Annotated in this window: 32 protein-coding genes; 31 read left to right on the forward strand and 1 reads right to left on the reverse strand. The window is 66.8% G+C overall.

Translation table 11 applies throughout. The features are described from left to right. The first annotated feature begins 30 nt into the window (after window positions 1–30). The 14 genes from ASC46_RS19450 to ASC46_RS19515 all read left to right on the forward strand — a co-directional run bounded on the left by ASC46_RS19450 (window position 31) and on the right by ASC46_RS19515 (window position 9,395). Window positions 31–654 carry a hypothetical protein gene (locus ASC46_RS19450; RefSeq protein ID WP_055460952.1) on the forward strand — a complete coding sequence of 208 codons (624 nt, stop codon included), beginning with the start codon at window positions 31–33 and terminating at the stop codon, window positions 652–654. Further along, window positions 654–989 carry a hypothetical protein gene (locus tag ASC46_RS19455; RefSeq protein ID WP_055460953.1) on the forward strand — a complete coding sequence of 112 codons (336 nt, stop codon included), beginning with the start codon at window positions 654–656 and terminating at the stop codon, window positions 987–989. Before ASC46_RS19450 ends, ASC46_RS19455 begins: the two co-directional genes overlap by 1 nt. Then, a complete protein-coding gene (locus tag ASC46_RS19460; protein WP_055460954.1) occupies window positions 986–1,339 on the forward strand; it encodes a hypothetical protein in 354 nt (117 codons plus the stop codon). Before ASC46_RS19455 ends, ASC46_RS19460 begins: the two co-directional genes overlap by 4 nt. After that, window positions 1,332–1,829 carry a zinc-finger-containing protein gene (locus tag ASC46_RS19465; RefSeq protein WP_055460955.1) on the forward strand — a complete coding sequence of 166 codons (498 nt, stop codon included), beginning with the start codon at window positions 1,332–1,334 and terminating at the stop codon, window positions 1,827–1,829. Before ASC46_RS19460 ends, ASC46_RS19465 begins: the two co-directional genes overlap by 8 nt. Then, window positions 1,826–4,354: a DNA methyltransferase gene (locus tag ASC46_RS19470; protein ID WP_245280635.1), complete on the forward strand. Its 2,529-nt coding sequence runs from the start codon at window positions 1,826–1,828 to the stop codon at window positions 4,352–4,354. The genes ASC46_RS19465 and ASC46_RS19470 overlap by 4 nt, the downstream gene beginning before the upstream one ends. Then, on the forward strand, window positions 4,351–4,995 hold the full coding sequence (locus ASC46_RS19475) for a hypothetical protein (protein WP_072249617.1): 645 nt from the start codon (window positions 4,351–4,353) through the stop codon (window positions 4,993–4,995). The genes ASC46_RS19470 and ASC46_RS19475 overlap by 4 nt, the downstream gene beginning before the upstream one ends. Further along, window positions 4,988–5,404 carry a hypothetical protein gene (locus tag ASC46_RS19480; RefSeq protein WP_055460957.1) on the forward strand — a complete coding sequence of 139 codons (417 nt, stop codon included), beginning with the start codon at window positions 4,988–4,990 and terminating at the stop codon, window positions 5,402–5,404. The genes ASC46_RS19475 and ASC46_RS19480 overlap by 8 nt, the downstream gene beginning before the upstream one ends. A 9-nt stretch (window positions 5,405–5,413) precedes the next feature. Beyond that, on the forward strand, window positions 5,414–5,683 hold the full coding sequence (locus ASC46_RS19485; RefSeq protein ID WP_055460958.1) for a hypothetical protein: 270 nt from the start codon (window positions 5,414–5,416) through the stop codon (window positions 5,681–5,683). 2 nt (window positions 5,684–5,685) lie between these two features. Continuing rightward, complete coding sequence (locus ASC46_RS19490) at window positions 5,686–6,684, forward strand: DUF5131 family protein (RefSeq protein WP_055460959.1); 999 nt, start codon at window positions 5,686–5,688, stop codon at window positions 6,682–6,684. Further along, window positions 6,684–7,346, forward strand: a complete 663-nt coding sequence (locus tag ASC46_RS19495; RefSeq protein ID WP_055460960.1) for a hypothetical protein — start codon at window positions 6,684–6,686, stop codon at window positions 7,344–7,346. Before ASC46_RS19490 ends, ASC46_RS19495 begins: the two co-directional genes overlap by 1 nt. Window positions 7,347–7,516: 170 nt before the next feature. After that, window positions 7,517–7,819, forward strand: coding sequence for a hypothetical protein (locus ASC46_RS19500; protein ID WP_055460961.1), 303 nt, complete (start codon window positions 7,517–7,519; stop codon window positions 7,817–7,819). Between the two features lie 9 nt (window positions 7,820–7,828). Beyond that, window positions 7,829–8,398, forward strand: a complete 570-nt coding sequence (locus ASC46_RS19505; RefSeq protein WP_055460962.1) for a DUF6362 family protein — start codon at window positions 7,829–7,831, stop codon at window positions 8,396–8,398. A gap of 114 nt (window positions 8,399–8,512) precedes the next feature. Further along, a complete protein-coding gene (locus tag ASC46_RS19510; protein WP_055460963.1) occupies window positions 8,513–8,830 on the forward strand; it encodes a DUF3574 domain-containing protein in 318 nt (105 codons plus the stop codon). A 64-nt stretch (window positions 8,831–8,894) separates the two neighbouring features. Then, window positions 8,895–9,395: a hypothetical protein gene (locus ASC46_RS19515; RefSeq protein WP_055460964.1), complete on the forward strand. Its 501-nt coding sequence runs from the start codon at window positions 8,895–8,897 to the stop codon at window positions 9,393–9,395. 7 nt (window positions 9,396–9,402) lie between these two features. On the opposite strand, the gene ASC46_RS19520 is transcribed toward ASC46_RS19515, so the two are convergent. Continuing rightward, window positions 9,403–9,861 carry a hypothetical protein gene (locus ASC46_RS19520; RefSeq protein ID WP_055460965.1) on the reverse strand — a complete coding sequence of 153 codons (459 nt, stop codon included), beginning with the start codon at window positions 9,859–9,861 and terminating at the stop codon, window positions 9,403–9,405. A 619-nt stretch (window positions 9,862–10,480) separates the two neighbouring features. Between ASC46_RS19520 and ASC46_RS21415 the strand changes: the two genes are divergently transcribed. The 17 genes from ASC46_RS21415 to ASC46_RS19600 form a co-directional block, all read left to right on the forward strand. Further along, the gene (locus ASC46_RS21415) at window positions 10,481–10,654 is read left to right on the forward strand and encodes a hypothetical protein (RefSeq protein ID WP_157672359.1); all 174 of its coding nucleotides are present in this window, start codon (window positions 10,481–10,483) and stop codon (window positions 10,652–10,654) included. After that, window positions 10,654–11,214 (forward strand): hypothetical protein, encoded by a 561-nt coding sequence (locus ASC46_RS19525; RefSeq protein ID WP_055460966.1) that lies wholly within the window; start codon window positions 10,654–10,656, stop codon window positions 11,212–11,214. The genes ASC46_RS21415 and ASC46_RS19525 overlap by 1 nt, the downstream gene beginning before the upstream one ends. Window positions 11,215–11,485: 271 nt before the next feature. Next, the gene (locus ASC46_RS19530; RefSeq protein ID WP_141659724.1) at window positions 11,486–12,010 is read left to right on the forward strand and encodes a hypothetical protein; all 525 of its coding nucleotides are present in this window, start codon (window positions 11,486–11,488) and stop codon (window positions 12,008–12,010) included. Next, the gene (locus tag ASC46_RS19535) at window positions 11,961–13,937 is read left to right on the forward strand and encodes a terminase gpA endonuclease subunit (protein WP_055460968.1); all 1,977 of its coding nucleotides are present in this window, start codon (window positions 11,961–11,963) and stop codon (window positions 13,935–13,937) included. The genes ASC46_RS19530 and ASC46_RS19535 overlap by 50 nt, the downstream gene beginning before the upstream one ends. 9 nt (window positions 13,938–13,946) lie before the next feature. Next, window positions 13,947–15,548 (forward strand): phage portal protein, encoded by a 1,602-nt coding sequence (locus ASC46_RS19540; protein ID WP_055460969.1) that lies wholly within the window; start codon window positions 13,947–13,949, stop codon window positions 15,546–15,548. Continuing rightward, a complete protein-coding gene (locus tag ASC46_RS19545; protein ID WP_055460970.1) occupies window positions 15,541–15,786 on the forward strand; it encodes a hypothetical protein in 246 nt (81 codons plus the stop codon). The genes ASC46_RS19540 and ASC46_RS19545 overlap by 8 nt, the downstream gene beginning before the upstream one ends. Window positions 15,787–15,797: 11 nt before the next feature. Beyond that, entirely contained in the window at window positions 15,798–17,132 is a 1,335-nt protein-coding gene (locus tag ASC46_RS19550) for a S49 family peptidase (RefSeq protein WP_055460971.1), read from the forward strand. Between the two features lie 14 nt (window positions 17,133–17,146). Beyond that, complete coding sequence (locus ASC46_RS19555) at window positions 17,147–17,803, forward strand: head decoration protein (protein WP_055460972.1); 657 nt, start codon at window positions 17,147–17,149, stop codon at window positions 17,801–17,803. 30 nt (window positions 17,804–17,833) lie between these two features. Further along, window positions 17,834–18,862 carry a major capsid protein gene (locus ASC46_RS19560; RefSeq protein WP_055460973.1) on the forward strand — a complete coding sequence of 343 codons (1,029 nt, stop codon included), beginning with the start codon at window positions 17,834–17,836 and terminating at the stop codon, window positions 18,860–18,862. A 29-nt stretch (window positions 18,863–18,891) separates the two neighbouring features. Next, window positions 18,892–19,299 carry a hypothetical protein gene (locus ASC46_RS19565; protein WP_055460974.1) on the forward strand — a complete coding sequence of 136 codons (408 nt, stop codon included), beginning with the start codon at window positions 18,892–18,894 and terminating at the stop codon, window positions 19,297–19,299. Beyond that, window positions 19,296–20,090, forward strand: a complete 795-nt coding sequence (locus ASC46_RS19570) for a hypothetical protein (protein ID WP_055460975.1) — start codon at window positions 19,296–19,298, stop codon at window positions 20,088–20,090. Before ASC46_RS19565 ends, ASC46_RS19570 begins: the two co-directional genes overlap by 4 nt. Before the next feature lie 12 nt (window positions 20,091–20,102). After that, on the forward strand, window positions 20,103–20,306 hold the full coding sequence (locus tag ASC46_RS19575) for a DUF2635 domain-containing protein (protein WP_055460976.1): 204 nt from the start codon (window positions 20,103–20,105) through the stop codon (window positions 20,304–20,306). 12 nt (window positions 20,307–20,318) lie between these two features. After that, the gene (locus ASC46_RS19580; protein WP_055460977.1) at window positions 20,319–21,785 is read left to right on the forward strand and encodes a phage tail sheath subtilisin-like domain-containing protein; all 1,467 of its coding nucleotides are present in this window, start codon (window positions 20,319–20,321) and stop codon (window positions 21,783–21,785) included. 14 nt (window positions 21,786–21,799) lie between these two features. Next, window positions 21,800–22,186: a phage tail tube protein gene (locus ASC46_RS19585; RefSeq protein WP_055460978.1), complete on the forward strand. Its 387-nt coding sequence runs from the start codon at window positions 21,800–21,802 to the stop codon at window positions 22,184–22,186. Next, window positions 22,186–22,500, forward strand: a complete 315-nt coding sequence (locus ASC46_RS19590; protein ID WP_055460979.1) for a phage tail assembly protein — start codon at window positions 22,186–22,188, stop codon at window positions 22,498–22,500. The genes ASC46_RS19585 and ASC46_RS19590 overlap by 1 nt, the downstream gene beginning before the upstream one ends. Window positions 22,501–22,609: 109 nt before the next feature. After that, window positions 22,610–25,147, forward strand: a complete 2,538-nt coding sequence (locus ASC46_RS19595) for a phage tail tape measure protein (protein WP_055460980.1) — start codon at window positions 22,610–22,612, stop codon at window positions 25,145–25,147. After that, window positions 25,148–25,894: DNA circularization N-terminal domain-containing protein (locus ASC46_RS19600; RefSeq protein WP_210166025.1), on the forward strand; the 747-nt coding region annotated here is incomplete at its 3' end.

The following is a 25,894-nucleotide window of genomic DNA, read 5'->3' on the forward strand; positions in this document are numbered from 1 at the left end:
CTAACCGCACAGTGTTTGGAGGACACGCCAATGTTGAAGACCTTCACCGCCATCGCCGCCTTCTACGATAGCGACCGTCGCGCCCGGATTGTGGTCGAAGCCGAGGATTTCGCCGACGCCTGCCGAAAGGCCGTCGACATGGTCGACAACGGCGAGGTTGAGACGCACGTCGAGACCTTCGACCCGACGGCCACGTTCATCTACGGCGTCGTTGAGGGCGACGCCGACCCGTGGGGCGGCGCCGCCAACGTGCCGGCTGAGTTCTCCGAAGCGGCCGCACTGGGGGGCTCCGAGCGCATTGAGAAACGGAGCGCTTCGCGAGCCGACAGCGCCAGCTCTGTGACGGGCGCCCGCCTCTTCAATTGCTGCACCGACCATGCCGAGCCGGACTGGTCGCGCTTCACGTCGCTGGAACTCGCCGGCTGCCGCGATCTCAACGGCACGGACGACCCGGCCGGCACGATGATTGCCGGTGGACAGTCCGCCGGGGCCGCCGAGTTCTTCACCGTGTACGGCCGCAGTGCCGACGGGGAGGCCGGGGCGATCACCGACATCGAGGACCCGCGCGACGCGCTGGCCGTCGCGGCCGAGCTCGGCATGCGCTCCCGACTGCCGGTGACTGTGTCCGTTACGCTCGCCGGGGAGGGGGTGTGATGGAGCCGATCCGCACCCCACACGAGGCGACCCTCGACATCATCCGCGAAGTCGCCGAGCGCCACGGGGTTCCCGAGGCGCTTGTCCGTAGTCGTTGCAAGGACCGGAAGACGCTTGCCGCCAAGCGGGAGGCGATCCGCCGCGTCAAGGATGAGCGCGGCCTCTCAAGCGTGAAGATCGGCGAGATCTTCCGCATCAACCACACCTCGGTCCTTTACGCGCTCGGCACGACAAAGCGCTCACAGGAGAAGGCGGCCCGAGCCGCCGCGGAGCGGGACAGGCGACGGCGCGAGCGATCTGAACGGTTGCCCCTGCAACAGGATGTCGCGCCATGAGCAAGGAAGGGGCTTTCAATCCAGCGCGGACGATCAATCCGGGTCTGATCGAGCGTCGGCAAATCACCATCACGGTTTCGCGGATCATGTACGACCGCCTTGGAGAGATGGCCAAGGAGGCGGGGCTATCCCGCACAGCCTATGCCGAGCGGCTCTTCGAGGCGGCCTACACCGCGAGGTGCAAGGAAACCGGCGATCTGCAACTGGACAGGATGTGTGCCGCCGTCGCGCTGTTGTGGGCGAAGGACTGGAACACCGCGGAAATTGGGCTGGCCCTAAAGGTCGATGAGACGACCGTTTTGCGGATGCTTGAGACTTTCCGCAGGATGCGGGACGGAGCTGATGCGTAACGCCGCCAGATCAGCTCTTCCCGAGGCGCCCGTCTGCCCGGCGTGCCACCTCGTCTGCCGGCTCACGAACGGGCGCGAGGTCTATTCGCACCGCCCGGACCTGCACGACAAGCCGATCTGGCGGTGCGACGGCTGCGACGGTTACGTCGGCTGCCACCCCGGCACGACGCGGCCGCTTGGCACGCCGGCCGGTGCCGAGCTGCGCCGGGCCCGCATGCTGCTGCACGACCAGATGATCGATCCGCTCTGGATGACGGCGATCGAGGCCGGTGGCTACCAGCCCGAGGATCGCGCCGCGCGCGCGAAGATCGTCCGGGCGGCCCGAAACCGCGTGTACGCCTTCCTCGCCGAGAGGCTCGGCCTGTCGCGGGAGGAGACGCACACCGCGTTCTTCGACCTTGAGACCTGCCGGCGCGCCTGGCGCGCGCTGCAGGGCGTCACCTATCCCGAAATCCGCGCCTGGGCGCATCGCCGGAGGTCATCCTCGTGACCGTGGACCGCTATCGGCAGTTTCTCGAGACGAAGGTCAAGATGGCGCCTCGCACCGGGTTCGAAGTCTCGGAAGACGAGATCAACCCGGCGCTGCAGCCGCACCAGCGGGATATCGTCCGCTGGGGTGTCGCCGGTGGGCGCCGCGCCTACTTCGCCCGCTTCGGCCTTGGCAAGACGGTGATGGAACTGGAAACGAGCCGGCTCATCCTTGAGCGCGCCGGCGGCCGCGGTCTCATCGTGATGCCGCAGGATGTGCGGATCGAGTTCCGCGACGACGCCCGCAACATTCTGGGCTGGTCGACGGTGCCGGAGTTCATCCGGCGGATCGAGGATGCCGACGAGACGGGGCTCTACCTCACCAACTACGAGACGATCCGCGAAGGCAAACTTGACCCTGCCGAGTTCACGGTCGCATCGCTCGACGAGGCTGCGGTGCTGCGGAGCTATGGCTCGAAGACCTATCAGGAGTTCCTGCCGCTCTTCGAGGACGTTCGGTTCCGGTATGTCGCGACGGCGCTGCCTTCGCCCAACCGTTACAAGGAGCTGATCCACTACGCCGGCTTCCTCGGCATCATGGACACTGGGCAGGCCCTAACGCGCTTCTTCCAGCGCAACAGCACGAAGGCCGGCGATCTCACGCTCTATCCGCACAAGACGCGCGAGTTCTTTCTGTGGCTTAACAGCTGGGCGATCTTTCTGCAGCAGCCGTCGGACCTCGGCCATTCCGACGAGGGTTACATCCTGCCCGAGCTCATCGTCCGCTGGCATGAGGTCAAGGTCGATATCGCGGACGCTGGGGCCGACGATGACGGGCAGCTTCGACTGATGCGCGACGCGGCCGTTGGCCTTCAGGCGACGGCACGCGAGAAGCGCAACACGCTCTCCAGGCGCATCGAAAAGCTTGTCGAGATCCGCAGCGCTTCGCCGGCAGATCATTTCATCCTTTGGCACGATCTCGAGGATGAGCGTCGGGCCATCGAGGCTGCCTTGCCGCAGTCCCGAAGCGTCTACGGAACGCAGGATCCGGACGAGCGCGAGCAGACAATCGTTGGTTTCAAGGCCGGTGAGATCACCGACCTTGCCGCGAAGCCGGTTATGCTGGGCGCTGGCGGCAACCTGCAGCGCCACTGCCACCGCGCGATCTATGCCGGCATCGGCCACAAGTTCCATGACTTCCTGCAGTCGGTGCACCGGCTGCAGCGGTATGGGCAGCGGTATCCGGTCGAGATCGACCTGATCTATGCGGAGACCGAGCGCGAGGTGCGGCGCGACCTGGAACGGAAGTGGGCGCAAGATCGCGAACTCCGGGAGACCATGTCCGCTCTCATCAAGGAGCATGGCCTCGACAAGTTGTCCGGCTTCGATGTGCTGACGCGCTCCATCGGCATCGACCGGCAAGAAGCCGCCGGCGAGAACTGGCGCGTTGCTAACAATGACTGCGTCGATGAGACCCGGCGGATGGCGACCAATTCGGTCGACCTCGTCGTCACGTCCATCCCCTTCGGAACCCAGTACGAGTACTGCGCCAGTTACAACGACTTCGGCCACAACGATGACAATGCCGGCTTCTTCCGGCAGATGGACTTTCTGACGCCGGAGCTGCTGCGCGTGCTCAAGCCCGGCCGGGTCGCGTGCGTCCACGTCAAGGACAGGATCCAGTTTGGCAGCGTGACGGGGACGGGTCGGTACACCGTCGAGCCCTTTCATGCCGACACGATCGAGCACTTCCGGGCGCACGGCTTTCTCTACATGGGCATGCGCGTCATCACGACAGACGTCGTCCGGGAGAACAACCAGACGTACCGGCTCAGCTATGGCGAAATGCTGAAGGATGCGACGAAGATGGGGGCGGGCTCGCAAGAGTTCGTGCTCATGTTCTGCAAGCCGCAGTCGGACCGCTCCCGGGGATATGCAGATGATCCCGTGATCAAGTCCGCCGAGGAATACGGTCTCGCGCGGTGGCAGATTGATGCGCACGGCTATTGGCAATCGTCCGGGAACCGCTTGCTGGCACCCGACGAGTGGAAGGCACTGGCCGGGCGCAAGGGTGGCATGCAGGCGATCATCGCGCACTGGCGCGAGGAGAACCTCGCTACGGTCTACGACTACGGCCGTCACGTCGAGGTTGCCGAGGCGCTCGCGTCCATCGATGCGCTTCCGAAGACCTACATGGCGGTGCCGCCCCACAGCGCGGACCCGAGCGTCTGGACCGACATCAACCGGATGCTCACCCTCAACACCGACCAGGCGGCGAAAGGGCGTGAGCAGCACGTTTGCCCCCTTCAGTTCGATATCGTTGACCGCCTGATCGACCTCTACTCGATGCGCGGCGAGCTCGTTTACGACCCGTTCGCCGGCATCGGCACGGTGCCCTATCGCGCGGTCCTGCGCGGGCGCCTCGGCGCAGGCGCCGAACTCGAAGCGAAGTATTGGCGCGACAGCATCCGTTACCTGGAAGCCGCCGAGCGTCAGCTCGCGGTGCCGTCCCTGTTTGACCTGCTCACCAGCGAGGAAGCGGCATGACTGACCGACCGATCCCATTTTCGCCGCTCATGGTCCGCGCGATCCTGCGCGAGATCGAGCAGCCCGGCACGGGCAAGACGCAGACGCGGCGGTATCTCACCGGCGCATGCGACGACCCGCCAGCATTTATCGCGGATGGCGTTGTCACCGCGCTTGATGCCAACGACCGCAGCTATCGCTGGCCGCGTACGCATGGAGTTGGCGACCGCCTCTGGGTGAAGGAGGCGTGGCGGACCGGTCGAGCCTATGACGACCTTTCGCCGTCGGAGATGGGCGGTGAGGAGCCGATCCAGTATGAGGCCGGCCCGACTAGGTTGCCGCTCCAAGATGGCCGCTACCGCCACGCCCGGTTCATGCCGAGATGGGCGAGCCGCATCACGCTCCTCGTGACCGACGTGCGCGTCGAGCGCCTGCAGGACATCAGTGAGGACGATGCAGAGGCGGAGGGCTGGCCGGCTCCCCAGGACCGCGCGAAGACCGGCATAGCTGAGGTACGGGATGCCTATCCGATCGGCTGGTATGCGGCCCTTTGGGAGAGCCTCCACGGCCCCGGCTCATGGGAGGCAAACCCGTTTGTCGCCGTCTACGGCTTCCGGCCCGTCCTCGCGAACATCGACAACATGGAGGCGGCCGATGGGTGACGCTCCCGACTTCTCGCCGCCGATTTGCACCAGCGACCACTGCCGGCACTACAGCTTCGATCTCGACGGGTTCCTCTCCGGCACCGGCCCGCGATGCGCCAAGGGGATCGACATCTCGGGACCGGGCGAAGCCAGTCCTTGCCTGCCGGCTGGCAGCCAGTTCCGCGCAAGGATCGATTGCCCGCTGCGCGAAGACTACACCGATGAGGAGCGCGCAGCCTGGCGCGCATGGGTCGATGAAAGCCATGAGCGCGTCCGGATCGTCATGGCGGCGATCCCGAAGGGCCAGGGCGGCGTGATCGATTGCCCCGCCTGCAAGGTCGGCCGGGTGCATTGGTCCCGCTCCCCGCGCAACGGCCATCTGCACGCGCAGTGCACGACCCCGAATTGCTTCTCGGTCATTCAGTAGGAGGCGGCGATGTCCGACAGCCTTTCCGTTGAACTGTCCAAGGTCCTGTTCAAGCACGAGCCGAACCTCTTGGCATGCGAGGCCAAAGCAATCGGCCGTGCCACCGGCGAAGTCGCCGCCCTACTCGGCTGCATCCTCGCGAATGTCATCGTCAAGCAAGGTGGCCCCACGTATCTCGCCACACTCAAGACGGCGATGGACCTGGTCAACGACAGCGCGATCAAGACCGCGGAGCTGGCATTGGCCGAGGCGGAGAACGCATCGACTGGGGGGCACTGACCATGGGCGCCAACACCAAGATCGAATGGACTGAGACGACCTGGAACCCCCTCGCCGGCTGCTCCGTCGTCTCCCCTGGCTGCACGAATTGCTATGCGATGCAGATGGCCCATCGGATCAAGCGGATGACCGAGGGCCGCACCGGCAATCCGGCCGACACCCCCTATTTCGGAACGACGCGGATCATGAACGGCAAGGCCATCTGGACCGGCGAAGTGCACCTCGTCGACGGGGCATTGACGGCGCCGCTGCGCTGGAAGCGCCCGCGCCGGATCTTCGTCAACAGCATGTCGGACCTCTTCCACGAGTCGGTGCCCGACGAATGGATCGACCGCGTCTTCGCCGTCATGGCGATGTGTCCGCAGCACACGTTCCAGGTGCTGACGAAGCGGTCTGACCGGATGCGGGCCTACGTCGACGGCATGTGGGACCGCCGTGAGGCACTTGGTGGGCTGATGAGCAGCGTCGGTGGAGACGAGCGGCAAGGATGGTACGCGCCCGAATGTGATGGCAAGCGCGGATGGGTTGGCATGCACCTGCCACTGCCGAACGTCTGGCTCGGCGTCTCGGCCGAGGACCAACGCCGCGCCAACGAGCGCGTGCCGGATCTGCGCGAGGCGCCGGCGGCCGTGCGGTTCATCTCGGCGGAGCCACTGCTTGGCGCGATCGACTTCGAGCCGTGGCTTGACCGGATCGACTGGATCATCGTCGGCGGCGAGAGCGGCCCCGGCGCCCGGCCGATGCATCCCGATTGGGCCCGCTCGATCCGCGACCAGTGCGCGGCGGCGGGCACGGCGTTCTTCTTCAAGCAGTGGGGCGCGTGGGTGCCACACCGGCCGTGGACGGCGGACACCATCACGGTTTGGCCAGATGGTTCCGTGGGCGCCGGGAACGCCAATGAGAACGGCGGAGGCGGCTGCGACATGCTGAAGGTCGCCAAGAAAGCTGCCGGCCGCCTGCTCGACGGCCGCGAGCACAACGCCATGCCGGAGGTGCGGTGATGGCCTCCGCTGCCGAGCGCGAGATCCGCGAAGCGCTCGCCGGCTGGCTCGGGCGCGAGCTGCCGCGCGCGCGCGTGATCCATGAGCTGAAGTGCGGCGGCCGGCGTGCCGATCTGGCGGCAGTGGAACGTGAGCAGATCTGGCTCTTCGAGATCAAATCGGAGCGCGACACGCTCGACAGGCTCGGCGATCAGGTCAAGGCATTCTCGTCTGCCTCTCACTATACGATCGTCGTCGCGCACGAACGCTGGTTCGACCGCGAGCCCTACGCCAACGGTACGCCGCGCCTGTCGTGGCCCCACAGAACGGCGGGGCCCCACGGGACGTGGTGCTATCCGGACCCGAGCGCAGACATCTCGCCCTATGGTCTGTATCGGTGGCGGTTGCCGGCGCGGACAATGCGACAGCCTCATGCGTTGCGCTTGCTGGAACTGCTTTGGCGCGCGGAGCTCCAGTGGGAGTGCGAGCGGCACGGCATCCCCTTCCGGTCGCGGGACACCGCACCGATGCTCATGGAGCGCATGGCGTGGCGCATGACGGGCGAGCAGATCGCCCGTGCCGTATGCAGGCAGTTGCGCGCCCGCTGGTTTCCAGAGGCTGACCCCCCGGTGGTGCCGGTGGTGCCGAAGCAGATTGAAACCAGCCACACTGCGGTGGAGTGATCGATGCGCCGCCGCAAGCCCCCAAAGCTCTCCGGTCTTGAGAAGGCGCTCCGCAAGCTTCTCGACGGTCGCACGTGGCGCCGACATCCGGCGCCCTTCTCGAAGTCGACGGCAGCCCGTCGTAGGCGCGAGGCACGACGGTTCGTCCGATCATGGAAGGGGGCACCCGCATGATGAGCGACCGCCTGCCATGCTGCGTCCCGTTCTGCCGGCGCACGACGAAGGCCGGCCGCTTCACGGACTGGATCTGCGCGAAGCACTGGCCGCTCGTCTCGCTGGAAACGCGAGGGGCATACAACCTCGCCAAGCGCCGAGCCCGCCGGATCATCGCGCGCCGACCAATCTATCGCGAGTATTGGAAATTGCCGGCCGGATCGCCCGAGAGACTGCGCGCCGTCCGCATGTGGCGCAGGATCGATGCCGCCTGGGCGAGGTGCAAGTGCGAGGCCATCGAACGGGCAGCGGGGATATAGGGGGCTCATATGAGCGACGATGCAGTGATTGACGATGGCGCCGATGAAGGCGCCCGCCGGCGGACCCGCGCCGAGCGCCGCCGGGCCGCATTCCGCGAGTTCCAGCGCCTCAACCCGAACGAGGTGCCGGACGCGTGGACGCCGGAATATGTCGGCGTCCGGCTGCGCCAGGCCTTCGAGACGCTGCGCCATCTGCCCGAGAAGGAAGTGGCGCGCGGCCACGGGCAGGGCTGGCCCTCCTATGTCTACGAGGCCGAGGACCTGCGCGCGCAGCAGGAGCAAGCGGCAGCCGAGGAGGAGGCCGGCACGGCCGAGCCGGCGCGGATCCGGCTTCCGGTTCCGTCGTCGGCCATCTCGCGCATGGAGGAGGCGCTCGCGTGGCCGGGGCGCCATCTCGCCCATGATCCGGCCCTTGCGAAGCTCGTGATGCACGTCGCCATCGCGCAGGCCCGGCGCGTCTCGATCAAGGCGCTATGCCAGCGCATGAAGTGGAACGACGCCACCGTGCGCCGCCGCCGGCAGGCTGGATTGACCATCATCGCGTCCGCTCTGGCGCAATCGACTGTGCCCGTCCGATAGTGCGATTTTTTCTTTGCTGCGGTTCACTTTCCGGCTTGACGGCATAGTGCAATATGCACTAAGTTCTTCTCGTCAACGGGGCACATTGCCCATCCGACAAAGGAGACTGACAGCATGCTTCACCAAGCCTCGATCATCATCCCCCTCCACGACAACGACGGCAGCGACAATGCGCCCGTGATCGAGCGCACGATCCGCTCGCTGATCGGCGCGTTCGGCGGCGCGACCGCTTGGAACGCCGAGGGCTTCTGGATGAACGCCGAGCAGCGCCTCTATGTCGAGCCGGTCAAGGTCATCGTCGCTGCGGCGCCGAAGACGGTCGAGGCCCGCTCGACCCTTCGCGGTCTGGCGGAACGCCTCCTCGACGACACGGATCAGGAGGCGGTGTTCGTCTCCTACCCGGACGGCGAAACGGAAATCGTGGGGCGGTAGCGCCCCACACCCGGGGCCGCGCGGCGAGTGCGGCCCCAACCCATCGAAATGACAGGAGGGCACCATGCCCGTTGCGATCATCATTGCCGAAGGCGTCGCGCCGGCCGTCCTTGAGGCGGACAGCGATGCCGCCCTGCTCGACCGCGTGGCGGAGCTGCGCGTCACCCCGCCCGACGCGAAAGAGAGTGTTGCCGCGTGCCGCGCGTGGCTCGAAGGCCTGCCGGCGCCGTCCGGCTGGTTCGCCACCGCCGAGGAAGCCGAGGCGTTCCGGGAGCGGACCGCGCGGGAGCGAGACGCTCAGCTCATGAGGGCGGCGCTCAAGCACACCGGCCTGTCGCACCGCGAGATGACGGCCGCGCTTGGCCTGGCGGATGCGGCCGGCGATGGCTCGCCGGTCCGCAAGATCACGCTCGCCAAGGTGGGGCTCAGCGGCCCGACGCGGCGTTCGCTGGCATACCTCATCCGGCACGGCGCCATGACGCGCGAGCAGGAGGCGGCGGCGCTCAACCGGATCGCCAACGGCGAGTGGCGGACCGTGCAGCGCGAGGCTATCCGGCGGGCGTGATGTGGCGTCAGAACTCGTTGACGATCGCGACCACCAAGCCTGTTATTTCGCCGCTCTTCCTGATTTCTCCTTCGAGGAAGAACTCCGGCAAGTCGACCGAGATCGACATCTCTAGCTTGGTCTCGCGAGGGATGAGGAGAAGCCTCTCCAGCGTTTGGCAAACTTCGGTGCTCATCGCCCTCGCGGCGATGACGCGTTCACGGTCGATAACGTTCAAGTCAGCTCCCATTTCCTTGAAGCGGTCTAGGCCGCCCGGACCCGTCGGCACAAGGGCGAGCGTATTGTCTTGTTTCCCGCCGCTGAAGAAGTGCAACGATCCTGCAACCTGCTTCGTTGATCCTGACAGATCGTCGATCAGGAGCACGCCGTAGACCGTGTACGCGTTGGCGCAACTCTCGATCTTATTGTAGCCGACACTGCGAATGGCAAGGATGTGCTGCAGCGTCACCGTGTGTGGTTCTGACATGTCGATGTGCTCCCCAGGGTGTCGGCGGCCGGTGAGGCCGCGACCGCGGCGATTGTCACGCGCGCCAGCTTAGTTGTCACGCCGCCGCACGCCTGCGTTGCGAAGGGCGCCGTTTTGTCACAGCGCAGTCACTGGCGGCGCCTGCCGTGTCACGTGGTGCCCTCTCGCAGCCCTCCGGGCAAATCACCCCGAAGCAACATGCCTGCGGCGGTTGCAAAGACCGCGCCGAACGTTAGAAAAGCCGCGCGGTTACAAAAAAACATGCACAATTGCTCAACTTCAGACTTGCTGCCCATATTTACCGGCATCTCTCTGAAGCGGCGCGATTATCCGCCGCCGTCGAGGGGTGACGTTAAAAAAACCATGCACAATTGCCCGTTGACAGGTGAGCGCAAAATGGCATCACGTGCGCGGAGAGGGGAGAAATGTGGGTTAGTGTCGCGAACGAGCCGCGATCAGCGGCGAGCGAGTGAGCGACACGGGTAACCTTCCTCCCAGTCACCCAGAGAACAACGCTTCATCTCAGTGTCTCCGCGCGAGGGGCCGTCACGGCCATGTCACGCGCGTCGAGCGCGGCCCGGGTACCTCGCCCGGGCCGCATTCGTTTCAGGAGGTCGTCATGTGCGGTTGCAGCAAGCGCGGCGATGTCATCAAGCAGACCTTCTCCCAGGTGCGGCAGGGCAACTTCTCCGGCATCCGGCCGGCGCTCGCGTACAACGCGCGCACCCTCGCGGCCGATTTCAGGAGCGGCGCGCTCAAGAACGCCGCCCTCGCCAAGCTGGTTCGTCGCTGATGCTGTCCGTCGACACCTCAGCCATCGACCGCTTCGCGAACATGTTCGCAGCGGCCGGCCCCAAGGCCCAGGCCGCCGTTCGTCGAGCAGCCAAGCGCACAGGCGAGCAGACGCGCACCGCCATGCGGCCCGCCCTCGTCAAGGCAACCGGCCTCAAGCCCCGCGTCATCCATCGGGCGCTCAAAATCGTCACCACAGACGACGGTTTCAAAATCGTCAGCCGTGGCGGCAAGATCAGGCTCAAGCACTTCGGCGCTCGCGAGACCCTTCGCGGCGTCTCCGCTGCTCCTCGTGGTCAACGGCAGGTCTTCGCCGGCACGTTCATCAAGGGCGGCCGCTTCCCCAACCGCAAGACCCTCAACATGGGCGGCCAGGTTTTCGAGCGCCTGCCCGGGGTCAAGCGCTGGGGCGGCCCGGTCCGGCTCGTCCGCTCCGAAGTGACGATCCCGGAGGAGATGGTTGCAGGCGAGCCCGCCCGAGTATTCATCGCGACTGCCCGCAAGGTCTTCTCGCAGCGCCTGTCGCACGAACTCTCTCGCGTCCTCCTCGGCTACGGCTGACGAGGACAGGGCAGGGGGCGGGCATGGTGGCTCCTCGGCCCGCCCCCTCAGCCCCGCCGCGCCGCCGCTAGGGCCCCGCCCGGGCCACGCGGTCGATGCGGTCGCAGCCGGTTGCATCGGTCGAAAAGGGACCGTCTCCCGGTCGTGGCGCCGGCCACGGCGCGAAGGCCCCGGCTTTTCGCATATTTCGACAATGCAAATTCCGGCTTTGGTTTTCGCGAAGGTCCGTGCGTCTGCGCAAAGTCCGTCGCTGTCCAGGAGGGGCGATGCGATGCCGAAAGGCGTTCCGAAACAGGCGTCTACGGGGAAGTTGCCCGAGCGACTGACCGCGGGCGACATGGCCCGCGTCCTCGCCCTCACGACCGAGCGACTGCGGCAGCTCTCTCGCGAGGGCGCCATCCCGAAGTCGATCCGAGGAGCCTACCCGGCGGAAGAGACGATCCGCGGCTATGTCGCGTGGCTCCGAGACGAGGATCGGCGCAGCACGAAGTCGGCCGGCGAGAGTGCGGTCCGCAGGGCGCGGGCGCGCCAGATCGAGCTGCGCACGGCGCGGGACCAGCGCGAGCTCGTGCCCTGGCAGGAGGCCACGGCCTACACGCAAGAGATCGTCGGGATGCTGATCGCGCGGATGCAGGGTCTGCCGGCGCAGGTCACGCGAGACCCGGCGCTCAGGAGCAAGATCGAGGACGCCATTGACGCCATCCGCACCGACGTGGCCGATCGCGCGGCGGAACTTGAGAAGGGTCTTGGCGACAGCCAGGATCCTGATCCGGCCGACGACGAGGCAGACACCTGACGAATGGGGCGCCGACAATCGTGTCTATCCGCCGACGTCCGGCGTGCCGGGCGAGCGCAATCCGTACCTGACGCCCTACATGGTGCCGTTCGGTCGCGCTGTCGCATCGGGCCGGTACAAGCGCGTCGTCGCCGTCACCTGTGCGCAGGCAGGCAAGACCGAGAGCTTCCTCGACATCATCGGCCAGCGCCTCGACCAGCGGCCGGCCCCGATCCTCTACGTCGGGCCGTCGAAGGAGTTCCTCACCGACCAGTTCGAGCCGCGCCTCATGGAGCTGTTCGACCAGGCCAAGACCCTCGCCGCGAAGGTGAGCCGGGGCAAGGCGAACAAGAAGACCCTGAAGCGCGTCGCCGGCGTTCGCGTCCGCCTCGCCCATGCGGGGTCCTCGACGGCGCTCAAGTCGGACCCGGCCGCGCTCGCCGTTGTCGACGAGTTCGACGAGATGCTCGCGAACATCAAGGGGCAGGGCGATCCGCTCGGTCTCGTCGAAGCTCGAGGCGACACCTTCGCCGACTTCACAACCGCGGTCACCTCGACGTGCTCGCGCGGCCTCTGCGAGACGGAAGTGGATGAGAACGGCCTCGAATTCTGGAAGGTCATGGAGCCTGACCAGATCGAAAGTCCGATCTGGCGGCTCTTCCAGGAGGGGACCCGGTACCACTGGGCGTGGCCGTGCCTGCACTGCGGCGAGTATTTCATTCCGCGGTCGAAGCTGCTCCGGTATCCCGACGGCGCCACGCCTGCCGAAGCGCGGCGCAATACGCATCTCGCGTGCCCGCGTTGCGGCGGCCTGCATGTCGACGACGACAAGGCCAAGATGAACGAGCGCGGCCTGTTCGTCGCACCCGGACAGTGGATCGAAAATGGCGTCGTCTACGGCGACCCGCCGGATAGCTCGACCTGGTCGATGTGGGCGTCCGGGCTCGCGTCGCCCTTCGTGACGTGGGGCGATCGTGTCGAGCGCTACCTCAAGGCGGTCGCCTCGGGCGAAGACGACAAGGTCCAGACCGCGATCAATGCCGGCTTCGGCGAGCTCTACGCGACAGGCGGCGGCGGCGACCTCCCGGAATGGGAGGAAGTCCGCGCCCGCGTCGTGCCGTACCAGTCCGGCGAGGTGCCCCGCCGGGTCGTGCGCCTCATGTGCGGCGTCGACGTCGGCAAGCGCACGCTCCATTACGTGATCCGCGGCTTCGGCTCTCAGGCGTCCTCGTGGCTGATCAAGGCCGGCATCTTCTACGGCCTGACGGCCGAGGACGAGGTCTGGGAGAAGCTCGAGCAGATGCTCCTGACGCCGATCGGCGGGCTCTACATCGAGCGCATGATGATCGACGCCGGATATCGGCCCGACAAGAAGGCAGCCGGCGACGAGCATCGGGTCTATCGCTTCGCGATGAAGTTCCCGCGGCTCGTGTCGTCGACGAAGGGGCACGATACGCAAAGCCAGCCGGTGAACGTGGCGATGATCGAGAAGGACAGCTCGGGCAAGAAGCTGTCGCGCTCCGTCGAGCTCGTCCACGTCAACACGGATTTTTTCAAGACGATGGTCCACGACCGGCTGCGAACGCCGGTCGGCCGGCCCGGTGCCTTCTACCTGCCCGAGGACGTCGACGACGACTACGGCAAGCAGCTCCTGTCGGAGGCGAGGATCATCGCCCCGAACGGGAAGCCGAAGTGGATCAAGCGATATCGCGAGAACCACTGGTTCGACTGTGAAGTGCTCGCGGCCGTTGCCGGCTTCCTCGCTGGTGTTCACCGCCTGCCGGCGGGGATCGTGCGCGAGGAGGGGGCCGATCTTGATCAGGAAATCGGCGTAGCGGCTGAAGGTGACGCGGCCGATGCCGCTCCGACGCCGGCCGCGGCGCCGGCGACGGTCAGGTCGATCCGAGATCGCTTCGCGAACATGTCGGCGAGGCTCAACAACCGATAGGGAACTCGAATGGGCCTGATCGAAAAGATCCGCGGCGCCGTAGGGCTCCCGGTCACGGCATCGCCGCGTCGGCAGGCGCCGAGCGCGGCGTACATGCGCGGTGACAAGGGCATCGTCATGGGCGCATGGCGGCCACCAGTGCGGGAGCCCCGCCACGACGTGGCCGACGCCTACGAGCTGGCGATCGGCCGGGCGCTGGACGTCATCCAGAATTCGGGCTGGGTCGCGGGCATCATCGACCAGGCCGTCGCGAATACGGTGGGTGAAGGCCTGCGGCTCAACTCGACGCCCGATATGTCCGCGTTCGGGTGGGATCGCAAAACTACGTCTGCATGGGCCCGGCGCGTCGAGCAGCGTTTCGAGCTCTGGGCTCGCACGCCGCTGGAATGCGATATCGAGTGCCGCCGGACCTTCGGGCAGATGCAGGCGGCAACGTTCCGGCAATGGTTCGCAACAGGCGAGATCGTCTCGCAGCTCCGGTTCAAGTATCGACCGGGAGGTCAGTACGGCACCAAGGTTAAGCTCCTGCCGCCGTGGTGGCTGTCGAAGTTTTCGAATGAAGCCGAGCGGATCGTCCAGGGCGTCAGGATGGACGAGGACGGATGCCCGATCGCTTACATCGTGCGGTCGCGCGCGCCTGGCCTCAACGGCGTGCAGGACGTCGAGTTCCGCGCACGTGATAGCTTCGGTCGCCCCAAGCTCGTGCATGTCTTCGATGGTGTCGCCGGGCAGGTGAGGGGTATCACGCCGCTCGTGCCGGCACTTCGTCTCTGCCGGCAGTTCGACCAGCTCGCCGACGCGACGCTTATGGCGGCCTTGGTGCAGACGGTATTCGCGGCATCGATCAAGTCGGACGAGCCGACAGAGGACATGCTCCGCTCGCTCCTCACCCCGCAGGAGCAGGCGCGGGTCCTGGGCTCCGGCGCGACCGTCTTCGATGTCTGGTACGAGGCGCAAGCGGGCTGGTACGACAAGAGCGTGATCGACGTGGGCATCAACGGCCGCGTCGCGCATCTCTTTCCGGGTCAGGAACTGCAGTTCCACAGCCCGGCGCATCCGACTTCGCACTACAAGGACTTCGCGCTCCACCTGCTGCGGGAACTGGCGAGATGTGCCGGGCTCACCTACGAGAGCGCGACCGGCGACTATGAAGGTGCGACGTATTCGTCGGTGCGAATGGCGGTGAATGAGATCTTCGCCATCACCCGCTACCGGCGGAAGAATGTTGTGACGCCGTTCTGCCAGCCCGCCTTTGAGGCCTGGCTGGAAGAGGAAATCGAAAGCGGCGGCGTCGATCTGCCCGGTGGCATCGAGGCGTTCCTTGCCAATCGGACCGCGATTTGCCGCGCCGAGTGGCATGGAGCGGCAAAGCCGCAGGCCGATGATCTGAAGACGGCGAAGGCGCACGAGATCTGGAAGCGCCTCGGTGTCATGACCGACGAGGCGATCTGCAACGATCTCGGCACTGATGTCGAGGATGTCTATGCGCAGCGCGCCCGCGAGCGCGAGATGCGCGGGGAGTACGGGTTGCCAGAGGCCGAGACGGTCGAGGCGGATCCGGATGCCGATGCGCTGCTCACCGAACGCGAGGAAGAGGACGGCGATGGCTGATCCGATCGACTATTCAGATCCCTGTGCCGTCCTCCCGATCCTCCGGGAGGCCTACTACAAGATGTTGGGCGGATCGCGGACGGAACGGGTCCGGTATCGCTCTGGAGACAACGAGCGCGAGGTCGTGTTCGGCCGCGCCGATATCAACGCGCTCCGGGAAGAGGTGCGCCGGCTCGAGGCGGCGTGCGCTGCCAAGAACGGGCGCGTCACCCGCTTCGGGCTCCGCGCCGGCGGATAGGACTGACCACCATGACGCTCAATCCGAACGTGGCGGCAGAGGCCGTCGCGCATCTCGCCGCGCGTCCGCTCCTGGTTCATGAGGCGCACGCGCTCGAGGTCGTCCAGGCCTACATCAACGCCGAGGCCGTCATTCGCGATCCGGAGGCGAGCGCCGCCATGGCCGCGGCCGGTACCAAGGCGCGCTATCAGGTAGAGCGCGGCGTCGCAATCATCCCGATCACTGGTCCCCTTGTGTCGCGCGGCGACATGATCGGCGACGGCTATCGGATGACGAGCTACGGCGCAATCGCGACCGAGTTCGCCCGGGCGGCGGACGATCCCTCGATCCGAGCCATCGTTGCGGCCGTGAACTCGCCCGGTGGAACCGTCGAAGGCGTCCTCGGCGCCGCCGGGGCGATCCGCGCCGCGCGGGCGGCGAAGCCGGTGGTGGCGCATGTCACCAGCATGGCAGCATCGGCCGGCTATTGGCTCGCGTCACAGGCCGACGAGATCGTGCTGGCCGATGATCTGGCGCAGGTCGGGAGCATCGGCGTCTACACCATGCACATGGACATCTCGGGTCTGCTCGAGAAGGTCGGAGTGCAGATATCGCTCATCTCGTCCGGTCGGCACAAGGTCGACGGGCATCCATTCGCCCCGCTCCCCTCGGATGTCCGGGGCTCCATCCAGCAGGAGATCGACGATCTCCGCCTGATGTTCGCGCGCGAGGTCGCCGCAGGGCGATCTGCCCGGGGGCTCACCTCCGATCTCGCACTTGCGACCGAGGCCCGAATGTTCCGGGCCCTCAACGTGGCGACCGGCGACCGTGAAGCGATCGCTATGAAACTCGCCGACAGCGTCGGCACCCGAGCGGCGGTGCTGGCATCTCTCACCAGCAATGGCCGGGGCTCCCGGCGCATCGATGGAGGACACAGCATGGGTATGAATGCTGGCGCGCCTGGGGCCGAAACCTCGCCGGGCATTTTGAAGGCCGATCACGACGCCGCCGTCGCAAAGGCTCGTGAGGACGGCCGGGCCGAAGGTCATGCCGCCGGCCTTGCCGAGGGGCGCAAGGCTGAGCGTGAGCGCCGTGCGGCAATCGTCGGCAGCGAAGAGGCGCAGGGCCGCGAAGCCGCGGCCGCTGCCCTGGCCGACACCACCGATCTGTCGGCCGATGAGGCGAAGCGCGCCTTGGCGGCGATGCCGAAAGCTGGCGCCGCCGGCATCCCGCCTCTGGCGCAGCGCGCCTCGGATGATCCGTCAGCCGGCGCGCCGGACGGCAGCAGGCCGACCGACAAGGGCAAGTCCGGCGCGGCCTACTCGGCCGAGGAGCTGGCGGCGCGCGTCGCCGGCAATCGTCGCTAACAGGAGACACCGCCATGGTCACCAAGACCGAAACGATCCACGCCGGGGCGTACATCGTCTCCGAGGCGAATGGCTTCCGCTCGCGCGGTGCCATCAAAATCCCGGAGAACCAGAGCCTCGTGCCAGGGCAGATCCTCGGCAAGGTTGCCGTACCTGCCGACGTCGTCGCGACCGCCAGCGCGGCGGGTGGCAACACGGGCGATGCGACCATCGCCATGGACGTGACGCCGGTTACGGCGAAGGTCAAGAACGGCCGGTACAAGGGCATTGCGGTCACTGCGACGACCGTCCGTTGGGAGGATCCCGACGGCAACGAGATCGGCACCTCGACCCACGGCACGCTCTTCAACAAGGGCGGCGTGCGCCTGACGATCACTGCCGGCGGCGTCGCGAACGTGGCTGGAGACGAGTTCTTCGTCGACGTCACGGCCGAGCACGGCGACTACGTCTATCCCACCCTCAATCTCGCCGGCACCGATGGCTCGGAGGTTCCCTCCGCCATCGCGATGTATCCCGCGACGACAGGGGCCGGGGAGACGGAGCTCATCACCGGCCATCTGCGCGACTGCGAGGTGCGGCTTTCCGACCTCACGTTCCCGGCTGGAGCGACGGCCGATCAGCAGGCCGCTGTCGTCGCTGCGCTCGCCGACCTCGGCATCATCGCCCGCTGACGCGCGGCAGAAACGGAAAGGACCACGTCAATGCTGACGATGGACGTCTTCAACGACAGCGCGTTCTCGGGCATCTCCCTCACCGCCGCGCTCGACAAGTTCGACTATGTGCCCGGCTACCTCGGATCGATCCGCGGGCTGTTCACGCCGACCCCAGTTCGCACGACGGCCATCTGGATCGAGGAACGTGCCAATGCTCCGGCACTGATCCAGACGAGCCCGCGCGGCGCGGAGCCGAAGCAGAAGGGCGGCGATCAGCGGAAGGCGCGGGCGTTCAACACGGTCCGCCTCGCGGAAGCTTCCCGCATCACGGCGGATGAGCTGCAGAATATCCGAGCCTTCGGGTCCGAGACGGAACTTAAGACGATGCAGGTTGAGGTTGCCCGCCGGCAGCTCAAGATCATGCAGGATTTCGACCTCACGTTCGAAAACATGAGGCTCGGCGCGATCCTGGGCAAGACGGTCGATGCCGATGGCTCGGTCATCTACGACTGGGAGACCGAGTTCGGTCAGACCGTTCCGGCGGAAATCGACTTCGACCTGGACAACGCCAACCCGGCCTCCGGCGTGATCCGGAAGAAGTGCAACCAGGTTCGCAGGTCGATGCTGAAGGCTCTGAAGGGCCTGGGCGGCTCCCGCGTTGAGATCCATGCGATCTGCGGCGATGCGTTCTGGGATGATTTCGTCAACCATCCCGAGGTCATCAAGACTTTTGAGGGGTGGTCGGCTGCCGCGTCCCTTCGGGAAGGGCATGGCGGTGCCTACACGTCGTTCAACTACGGCGACATCACCTGGCACAACTATCGCGGGACCGATGACGACACGACGCTTGGCGTCGGCTCGGACAAGGTTCGCTTCTTTCCGGTCAATGCCGGCATCTTCCCCGTTGCGCAGGCGCCGGCCGAGACGTTCGACTTCGTCAACACGCTTGGTCAGCCGTTCTATTCGTGGATCATCCGCGACGAGAAGCGCAACGCGTGGGCCGACGTGGAGGTATACTCGTATCCGCTCCACATCTGCACGATGCCGTCCGCACTGCACCGCGGTCGCCGGACCTGATCGCGGGTCCCCAATCCTGGACTGATCCCATGCCCTCCGCGTTTGACGACCTCAACGGCGAGCTCAACGCCGCAGTCGATGCTGTCTTCGCGGAGGGCTTCGTTCTTCGCCCCCGGGCGGTGACGAAGCCGAACGGCCGCTCGGAACCCGATCCAAGCCGAGCCGTCGTCGACTTCCTCGGCATCACCGCCGAAGTGGCATCTCGCGCCAACAGCGGGCAGCGCATCGCGCACATGGCGCCGCGATCCGACCGTGCAGGCTTTGCCAGCTCGAGGATCAACGTCGGCGTCTCGCCTGGGCAACTGCCCTACAGGCCGCGCACCGGCGACTACGTCCTGCGCGTCGATACCAATGAGCTTTTCGAGATCGCCGAGATCCGCCCCGATGGCATGGGCGGCTATGCGCTCGATCTCAACGAACTGGTGGCCCCGCCATGAGCCTGATCCGCACCGCGTTGCGCATTGCCGCCTTCGAGGCGCTTCTGCCACACGCCGCGTTCACGGCCGGCAGCGGCTACCCGACCATCGCCGGACCTTGTGTCTACGACACTTCCTTCAAGCCGATCGACGACCTGGCGGACGATGCCAGTACGCCGGTCATCACGATCTACACCGCACTCGACAACAGCGACCCGGCGCAGAAGGCGGGCGGCGTGCCATTCCTGCGCCTGATCAGTATCGACATCGAAATGGCGGTGATGAGCTTCGCCAAGCGCCGCGACGAACATGGCAACGAGACCGGCGGCTTCGAGGCGTCGTACCCGGCAACGGATGCGGAGACGGAAGCGACCCTCGACCTGCTCGAGGCGCAGGTCCGGTTCGCCCTCTTCTTCGGTCCGACTGGCAAGCTCTTCCGCGACGCCGGCGGCAGCCGCGTCCGTGATATCCAATCGGACGTCGACCGCACGTCGGAAGAGCGGCGTCTGCAGGCGATCCGCGTCATGCGGATCACGGTCGCGACCGATGACGACTGTCCGACCATGGTCCCGCCCACGCCCCCGACCGGTCTCGATCGCCTACCGGCGCGGATCCGCCGGCTCTACGACGGCCTGCCGGAAGGCAGCTACGGGCGGGACGTCCTCGGGGGCATCGCCGAGGCGGCGCCCGTCGGGCCTGTTCGCGTCTCGCTGCAGACGGTCTCGGTCACGCTGGATGTGGCCGACCCCTCCGGCGAGATAGGGCAGGCATCGATCACCGCCGACATCGATATCGACCAGCCGGCGCCCTGACAGGAGACAGCAATGGCAACGCTTTTCATCCGACCGGCCGAGCGGCCGGACGGAACGACGGCGCTCGTCCGCCAGCCGGAACGGCGCTGGGAGCCGCTGCCGCCCGAGGGGCGGCACGTCGAGGTCACGAGCTACTGGGCCCGCCGGCTCCGTGACGGCGACGTCGTCGCCGGCGAGCCCGGGCGACCGCGGCGAACCCGCAAGTCCAAGGGATAAGGAGAGCCTTCGATGGTCGCCTTCAACAACATTCCGGGGAACATCCTCGTCCCCTTCTTCTACGCGGAGATCAACAGCGGTGGGTCTCCATACGAGGGCCAGTCGCGCCTGCTCTTGGTCGGCCCCAAGCTCGCCGCCGGTTCCGCGACGGCCGACGTCCCGGCTGGCCCTATCGGCAGCCAGGCGGACGCGAACGCGCTGTTCGGGGCCGGCTCGGTCCTCGCGGCGATGTACGCCAAGGCTCGCCGCAACGCGCCGTTCCAGCCGATCTGGGCCCTTCCCCTGGCGGACCCGGCCGGCACCGCGGCCGAGGGCACCATCGTGTGCACCGCGCCGGGCGTTACCGGCGTCGGTGTGCTCGAGATCTGCGGCGTCAGGATCACGCTGCAGGTCAACGCCGCGGACAACGCGACCACGGTGGGCAACTCCGTGCGCGACGCGATCAACGCTGCCGGGCTGCCGATCAGCGCCACGGCCGCGACCGGCACGGTCACCCTGACGTTCCGGCACGTCGGCACCATCGGCAACGACGTGCTGGTCCGGCTGCTCACGGATGAACCGAACATCCTGGTCGGGCATGCGACGATCACCCAGCTCTCAGGCGGCACCGGCGTTCCGGACCTGACGAACGCGCTCGCCAATCTGGGCGACGACGAGTTCGACTGGATCGCCTCGCCCTATGCCGACGCGGTGAGCCTCAACACGGTTCGCGACTTCCTGTCGGACACTTCGGGCCGCTGGTCTCCGACCAAGCAGCTCTACGGTCATTACCTGACCGTGAAGTTCGACACGCTGTCGGGCCTTGCTGCCCTGGGCGACAGCCGCAACGACCAGCACGTGTCGATCATGGGGTCGAAGCTGGCCTCGTCGCCCCCCTGGGAATGGGCAGCGGCGCTTGGCGGGCAATGTGCCATGCACCTGACGGACGCGCCGGAGCTGTCTCGCCCGCTGCAGACGCTGCTGCTCGACGGCATCAAGCCGCCGCCTTCGCGCGCCGACTGGTGGGATATCGACGACCGCCAGGCACTCTACGTCGACGGCATATCGGCCGCCCGGGTCGGCAACGACGGACTGGTGCGCATCGACCGCGTCGTCACGACCTATCAGGAGACGGCGGCCGGTGCGGCCGACGCGACCTACCGCGACATCGAGACCATGGCGCAGCTCATGTTCTCGGTCCGCTATATCCGCACCTTCGTGCAGAACCGGCACAGCCGGCAGGCGCTGGCGGACGACAACCCGTCGAACCTGCAGGAGATCACGACGCCGCAGGACATCCGCGACACGCTCGTGCACGCCTACAGCGACCTCGTCGCCCTTGGCGTCCTGGAGAAGGCGGACCTCTTCGCGCAGTTCGTCCAGGTCGAGCGCGACCCGAACAACGCGACCCGGGTCAATGCCTACCTGCCGGTCGACGTCGTGAACCAGCTCCGCGTCTTCGCGGCGAATGTCACGACCTTCCTGCAGTACGCGGCCTAAGGGAGATCTGAGCAATGGCAACGGAATGCTGCAACTCCTTCGGCGGCCGCATCACGATCTCCGTCAACGGCGTCCGCTACTCGGCCCGCGGCGAGATCTCGATCAACCCGACCAACCGCGAGGTGCAGGCCGGATCGAACCATGATGGATCGGTCTTCTTCACCTCGCAGCCGGTACCCTACACGGCGCAGATGAACTTCTCGCAGCCGTGCGGTTTGGTCTGGGATGCCGAGCTCCTGAAGTGCGCGCTGGATGTCACGATCCGCGAGGACGACAGTCGGCGCACGCACTTCTTCGGCCGCGCCCGGTGGGTCGGCCGGCCGCAGGTCAACCTCTCCACTGGTGAGGTGACCGGGCTGTCGATCGCATCCCAGAGCTACCGCAAGGTCGAGGACAACTGATGCCGGCCGTGATCCACAAGCTGAAGAAGCCGCTGCAGACCGCCGACGCCCCGATCACGGAAGTGAAGATCCGGGAGCCGAACGGCGAGGACTACCTGGAGCTGGGCGATCCCTACATTGTCGCCCGGCTCGAGGACGGCACGTTCTTCCCCGCCGAGGACAAGGGTGTGCTGCGCCAGTACGTCGGTCGGCTCGTCGATCTTGACCCGAACCTGATGGGTCAGATGAGCCTCGCCGATGCGATGGCAATCCGGGACATCGTGCTCGGTTTTTTCAGCGATGCCCGTTCGACATCGGAGACGCCCTCGACCTGATCGTCTTCGAGTACCGGATCGCGGACATCGCCACGATCCGGTCCATTCCGCTGCGGGAAATCCGGTGGTGGATTGAACGGGCCAACTTCCGGCCCAAGAGAGGCACCTGATGGCGATCATCCTTGAAGCCGAAGCGGTCTTCCGGGCGCGTGATGCCTCGGGCAAGGCGCTCGCCGACATCGCGAACCGCTTCAAGGAGATCAGCAAGGCGGGGAAGACCGTCGGCGAAGCCGTCTCCGGTATCGGCCGGCAGATCGGCGAGATGAAGGGCAAGCTCGACCGCATCGAGGGCTTTCGCGGCCTGCAGCGCGGGCTCTCCGAGACCCGGCAGAAGTTCCGCGCTGCGCAGGAGGAAGTCCAGCGCCTCAGCCGCGCGATGCGAGAGGTCGAGCAGCCGACGCGGCAGATGGAGGCGGCCTATCGTCGGGCGCAGGCGGCCGTCTCTTCAGCCGCCGCGGCTTACCGTGATCAGGCTCGCGCCGCCATCGAGGCGAAGCGTGGTCTCGAGCAGGCCGGTATCCCATTGAACAACTTGCGCGGCCAGCAGGACGCGCTGAAGCGGTCGATCGAGGCGGCGAACAACCAGCTGCAGCGCCAGGCTCAGATCATGGCGCGCGGCGGCCCCTGGGGACGTGGTCCCGTCTCTGGATCCGGCGTTCCGCTGACCCCGCAGACGCATCCGGCACAATCGCAGCGCCCCATGGCGCGGGCCGGCTCGGCCGCCGCGACCGTCGCCGGCACCGCGGCGGCTTACGGCGGCGGCATGGCGTTCCGGAGCGCGTATACCCGCATGATCGAGTTCGAGCGGTCCGTGGCCTATTCGCAGGCGCGCGGCGAGCTCACCGATGAGCAGGCGACGCGCCTGCGCCGCAATGCCCGCGAGCTCGGCGCCGCAGGCCTTGGCTTCTCGGCACGCGATGTTTCTGAGTTGCAGCGCGCCTATGTGCAGGCCGGCTACGAAAACGACGCCGATGCGCTGGCGCGCCCGACCATGAACTTCTCGCTGTTCGGCGATGTCGACCCCTATTCGGCGGCCGACTTCACCGTCTCGGCGCTCGCGGCCTACGGCATCAAGCCCAAGAACCGTGAGGAACTGGTGAACGCGGCGACGCGGTACCAGGACATCATCGCGAAGGGCGCGAACGTGACGCGCCTCGGCGTCGACGACTTCGCGCAGGGCTTCAAGTATGCGGCTCCTTTTGCCGCGGCTCTCGGCGTGAGCCAAGAGCAACTCGCGGCGATGATCGCGACACAAGGCCAGGCCGGTCTTCGTGGAGACGAGGCGGGCGTTGCGGTTCGCTCTATGCTGACCCGAACGGTGAAGCCCACCGCCGACAGCCGGCAGGCCATGGCCGAAATGGGCATGCGCTTCGAGGACTATGCTCTCGAGACGAAGCCGGTCTCGGTCGACGACCTGCTCTCGGGCCTGCGCAATCAGGGCATCGACGCTTCCAAGATCCGGAAGCGCCTGCAGCGCCGGCTCACGAGCACCGAAAGCGAGGGTGGAGACATCGCGGAGGCGATGACGGACGAGGTCATCTCGGGCCTCGGCATCAAGTCGATCATCGACAAGCGCAAGGTCGCCCGGATGGTGTCACGGTACACCGCATCGCTGGGCGAGCGCCTCGACGTCGATCGGCTCCTCGCGGACTTGCGTGAGCGCGGCGTCACGCCTGGCCAGATGTCGCGCATCTTCGACCAGCGTCAGGGCGTCCGCATCGGCACGTTGACGTTCAACGATGATTACGAGCGCTTCCTCAAGATCCTGACCGAGCAATCGGCAGGCTCGTCCGAGCGGGGCGCGGAACTGATGCGGCGCGGGCCTCTCGGGGCTCATAACCGCCTCGTGTCGTCGTTTGACAACCTCATCCTCTCGCTGGCCGAGAGCGGGGTGCTTGACACTGTCGCCACAGGCCTCGACGCGGTTGCGACGACGTTCCGGTCGATGGCCGAGACGAACCCGAAGCTGCTCGAGTTCAGCACCTATGCGGCGATGGCCGTCGGCGGCATCGGGGCGCTCACGCTCGCGATCCGTCCATTGGTCGCGCTTGTGGGAGCATTGGGCGGAGGCGGCGCGGCGGCGGCCGGCGCTTCGGCCGTCGGCGCTGCTGCGGCCGGTTCTCGCCTCGGTACCTTCGTGAACATGGGCCTCAAGGGGGGCTTGATCGGCGGCGGCCTCTACTTCGGCGGCAAGGCGCTGATCAATGCCGCCGTCGATGCACTGCCTAAGCCGGCATATCCGGCCGGGTACGACCCCGAGGCAGAGATGAACCTCGGCACCTGGGGCCGCATCAAGCGCATCTGGAACGACTTGCCGTCGCTGCCCAGCGGGCCGGCGGTCGATCCCGCCACTATGGAGCGCGCGCGCCGCGCCGCGGACGAGTTCCGCCGCGATCCGGAAGGGGCGCGCGGCCGCGCCATGATGCGCATGGGCCCGGCCCAGATGTCGGTAACCGGCGAGGCGACGGTGCGCAGCGAGCTCAAGGTTCAGGTCGAGCCGTCCCCGCTCTTCGAGGTGCGGATGCGCGAGATTGCCCGGGAACAGGCCGCTCGCATGCCGCTGCAGGGCAGTACCAACGGGCCGGGGTCGACCGGCGTGTCGATGCCGGAGGCGGCGGCGCCTATCGTCGGATCGGGGAGGGAGTAAATGGCCGAGTGCCGCGACTGGCAGTCGACGCTCTTTCCGGCGTCTTGGAACGGGGTGCCGTTCTTCGTCGCTCGCGATGACGACAGCGGCGGCCGTCGCGTCATCGTTCACGAGTTCGTCCATCGAGACGATCCGTTCGACGAAGACATCGGCGAGGCGCCGCAGTATTTCGACGTCGACGCCTATGTCGCGTCCGATGCGGCGGACGCGGAGGCGAATAGCCTTACGGCCGCCATGAGGGCCGGGGGGCGCGGCGTCCTCGTGCTCCCGACGCACGGGCCCATCCGGGCACGGTGCATCACCTTCAGGCGGACAAGCGAGCGCGACCGGGCAGGCTTCATCGCCTTCTCGCTGCGCTACGTACGGGTAGGTGCCAACAGCGCGCTGGCTTCTGTCCTGTCGGTCGCGAACCTCGTCTACGCCGGCGCCGATCGTCTCGGGGCAGCCATGGCAGAGGCGTTCGCGGCCGGCGTGGCGGTGACGGCCCGGCCGGACTATGTCGTTGACGCGGCGGTCTCCGGGATCCGGGATGGCATTGCGGTCTTCGAAGAGATCCGGAAGACGAACGCCGTTGACGCCGAAGCGAGCGCGGCGATTGGGCTGCGCGCCTTGGAACTCGGCGACGGCCTCTCTGGCATGTTCGCGACGGACGAGGGGCGCCGGGACGCGGCCGGGGAGCTTTATGCCATCGCGCGCGATCTCGGCGACGCGATGGACCCGGCGGCCGCGGTGGGTGCCTTCTCGGAG

The sequence above is a fragment of the Chelatococcus sambhunathii genome (assembly GCF_001418005.1).
GTDB classification, from domain to species: domain Bacteria; phylum Pseudomonadota; class Alphaproteobacteria; order Rhizobiales; family Beijerinckiaceae; genus Chelatococcus_A; species Chelatococcus_A sambhunathii.

Excerpts from the sequence above, each read along its gene's own strand:
- ASC46_RS19570 (WP_055460975.1), top strand. The coding sequence starts at position 19,296 with ATGAGCCTGATCCGCACCGCGTTGCGCATTGCCGCCTTCGAGGCGCTT.
- ASC46_RS19555 (WP_055460972.1), top strand. The coding sequence starts at position 17,147 with ATGGTCACCAAGACCGAAACGATCCACGCCGGGGCGTACATCGTCTCC.
- ASC46_RS19590 (WP_055460979.1), top strand. The coding sequence starts at position 22,186 with ATGCCGGCCGTGATCCACAAGCTGAAGAAGCCGCTGCAGACCGCCGAC.
- ASC46_RS19515 (WP_055460964.1), top strand. The coding sequence starts at position 8,895 with ATGCCCGTTGCGATCATCATTGCCGAAGGCGTCGCGCCGGCCGTCCTT.
- ASC46_RS19575 (WP_055460976.1), top strand. The coding sequence starts at position 20,103 with ATGGCAACGCTTTTCATCCGACCGGCCGAGCGGCCGGACGGAACGACG.
- ASC46_RS19505 (WP_055460962.1), top strand. The coding sequence starts at position 7,829 with ATGAGCGACGATGCAGTGATTGACGATGGCGCCGATGAAGGCGCCCGC.
- ASC46_RS19485 (WP_055460958.1), top strand. The coding sequence starts at position 5,414 with ATGTCCGACAGCCTTTCCGTTGAACTGTCCAAGGTCCTGTTCAAGCAC.
- ASC46_RS19495 (WP_055460960.1), top strand. The coding sequence starts at position 6,684 with ATGGCCTCCGCTGCCGAGCGCGAGATCCGCGAAGCGCTCGCCGGCTGG.
- ASC46_RS19580 (WP_055460977.1), top strand. The coding sequence starts at position 20,319 with ATGGTCGCCTTCAACAACATTCCGGGGAACATCCTCGTCCCCTTCTTC.
- ASC46_RS19525 (WP_055460966.1), top strand. The coding sequence starts at position 10,654 with ATGCTGTCCGTCGACACCTCAGCCATCGACCGCTTCGCGAACATGTTC.
- ASC46_RS19540 (WP_055460969.1), top strand. The coding sequence starts at position 13,947 with ATGGGCCTGATCGAAAAGATCCGCGGCGCCGTAGGGCTCCCGGTCACG.
- ASC46_RS19510 (WP_055460963.1), top strand. The coding sequence starts at position 8,513 with ATGCTTCACCAAGCCTCGATCATCATCCCCCTCCACGACAACGACGGC.
- ASC46_RS19560 (WP_055460973.1), top strand. The coding sequence starts at position 17,834 with ATGCTGACGATGGACGTCTTCAACGACAGCGCGTTCTCGGGCATCTCC.
- ASC46_RS19545 (WP_055460970.1), top strand. The coding sequence starts at position 15,541 with ATGGCTGATCCGATCGACTATTCAGATCCCTGTGCCGTCCTCCCGATC.
- ASC46_RS19565 (WP_055460974.1), top strand. The coding sequence starts at position 18,892 with ATGCCCTCCGCGTTTGACGACCTCAACGGCGAGCTCAACGCCGCAGTC.
- ASC46_RS19490 (WP_055460959.1), top strand. The coding sequence starts at position 5,686 with ATGGGCGCCAACACCAAGATCGAATGGACTGAGACGACCTGGAACCCC.
- ASC46_RS19595 (WP_055460980.1), top strand. The coding sequence starts at position 22,610 with ATGGCGATCATCCTTGAAGCCGAAGCGGTCTTCCGGGCGCGTGATGCC.
- ASC46_RS19480 (WP_055460957.1), top strand. The coding sequence starts at position 4,988 with ATGGGTGACGCTCCCGACTTCTCGCCGCCGATTTGCACCAGCGACCAC.
- ASC46_RS19475 (WP_072249617.1), top strand. The coding sequence starts at position 4,351 with ATGACTGACCGACCGATCCCATTTTCGCCGCTCATGGTCCGCGCGATC.
- ASC46_RS19465 (WP_055460955.1), top strand. The coding sequence starts at position 1,332 with ATGCGTAACGCCGCCAGATCAGCTCTTCCCGAGGCGCCCGTCTGCCCG.
- ASC46_RS19585 (WP_055460978.1), top strand. The coding sequence starts at position 21,800 with ATGGCAACGGAATGCTGCAACTCCTTCGGCGGCCGCATCACGATCTCC.
- ASC46_RS19450 (WP_055460952.1), top strand. The coding sequence starts at position 31 with ATGTTGAAGACCTTCACCGCCATCGCCGCCTTCTACGATAGCGACCGT.
- ASC46_RS19520 (WP_055460965.1), bottom strand. The coding sequence starts at position 9,861 with ATGTCAGAACCACACACGGTGACGCTGCAGCACATCCTTGCCATTCGC.
- ASC46_RS19500 (WP_055460961.1), top strand. The coding sequence starts at position 7,517 with ATGATGAGCGACCGCCTGCCATGCTGCGTCCCGTTCTGCCGGCGCACG.
- ASC46_RS19530 (WP_141659724.1), top strand. The coding sequence starts at position 11,486 with ATGCCGAAAGGCGTTCCGAAACAGGCGTCTACGGGGAAGTTGCCCGAG.
- ASC46_RS19455 (WP_055460953.1), top strand. The coding sequence starts at position 654 with ATGGAGCCGATCCGCACCCCACACGAGGCGACCCTCGACATCATCCGC.
- ASC46_RS19550 (WP_055460971.1), top strand. The coding sequence starts at position 15,798 with ATGACGCTCAATCCGAACGTGGCGGCAGAGGCCGTCGCGCATCTCGCC.
- ASC46_RS19460 (WP_055460954.1), top strand. The coding sequence starts at position 986 with ATGAGCAAGGAAGGGGCTTTCAATCCAGCGCGGACGATCAATCCGGGT.
- ASC46_RS21415 (WP_157672359.1), top strand. The coding sequence starts at position 10,481 with ATGTGCGGTTGCAGCAAGCGCGGCGATGTCATCAAGCAGACCTTCTCC.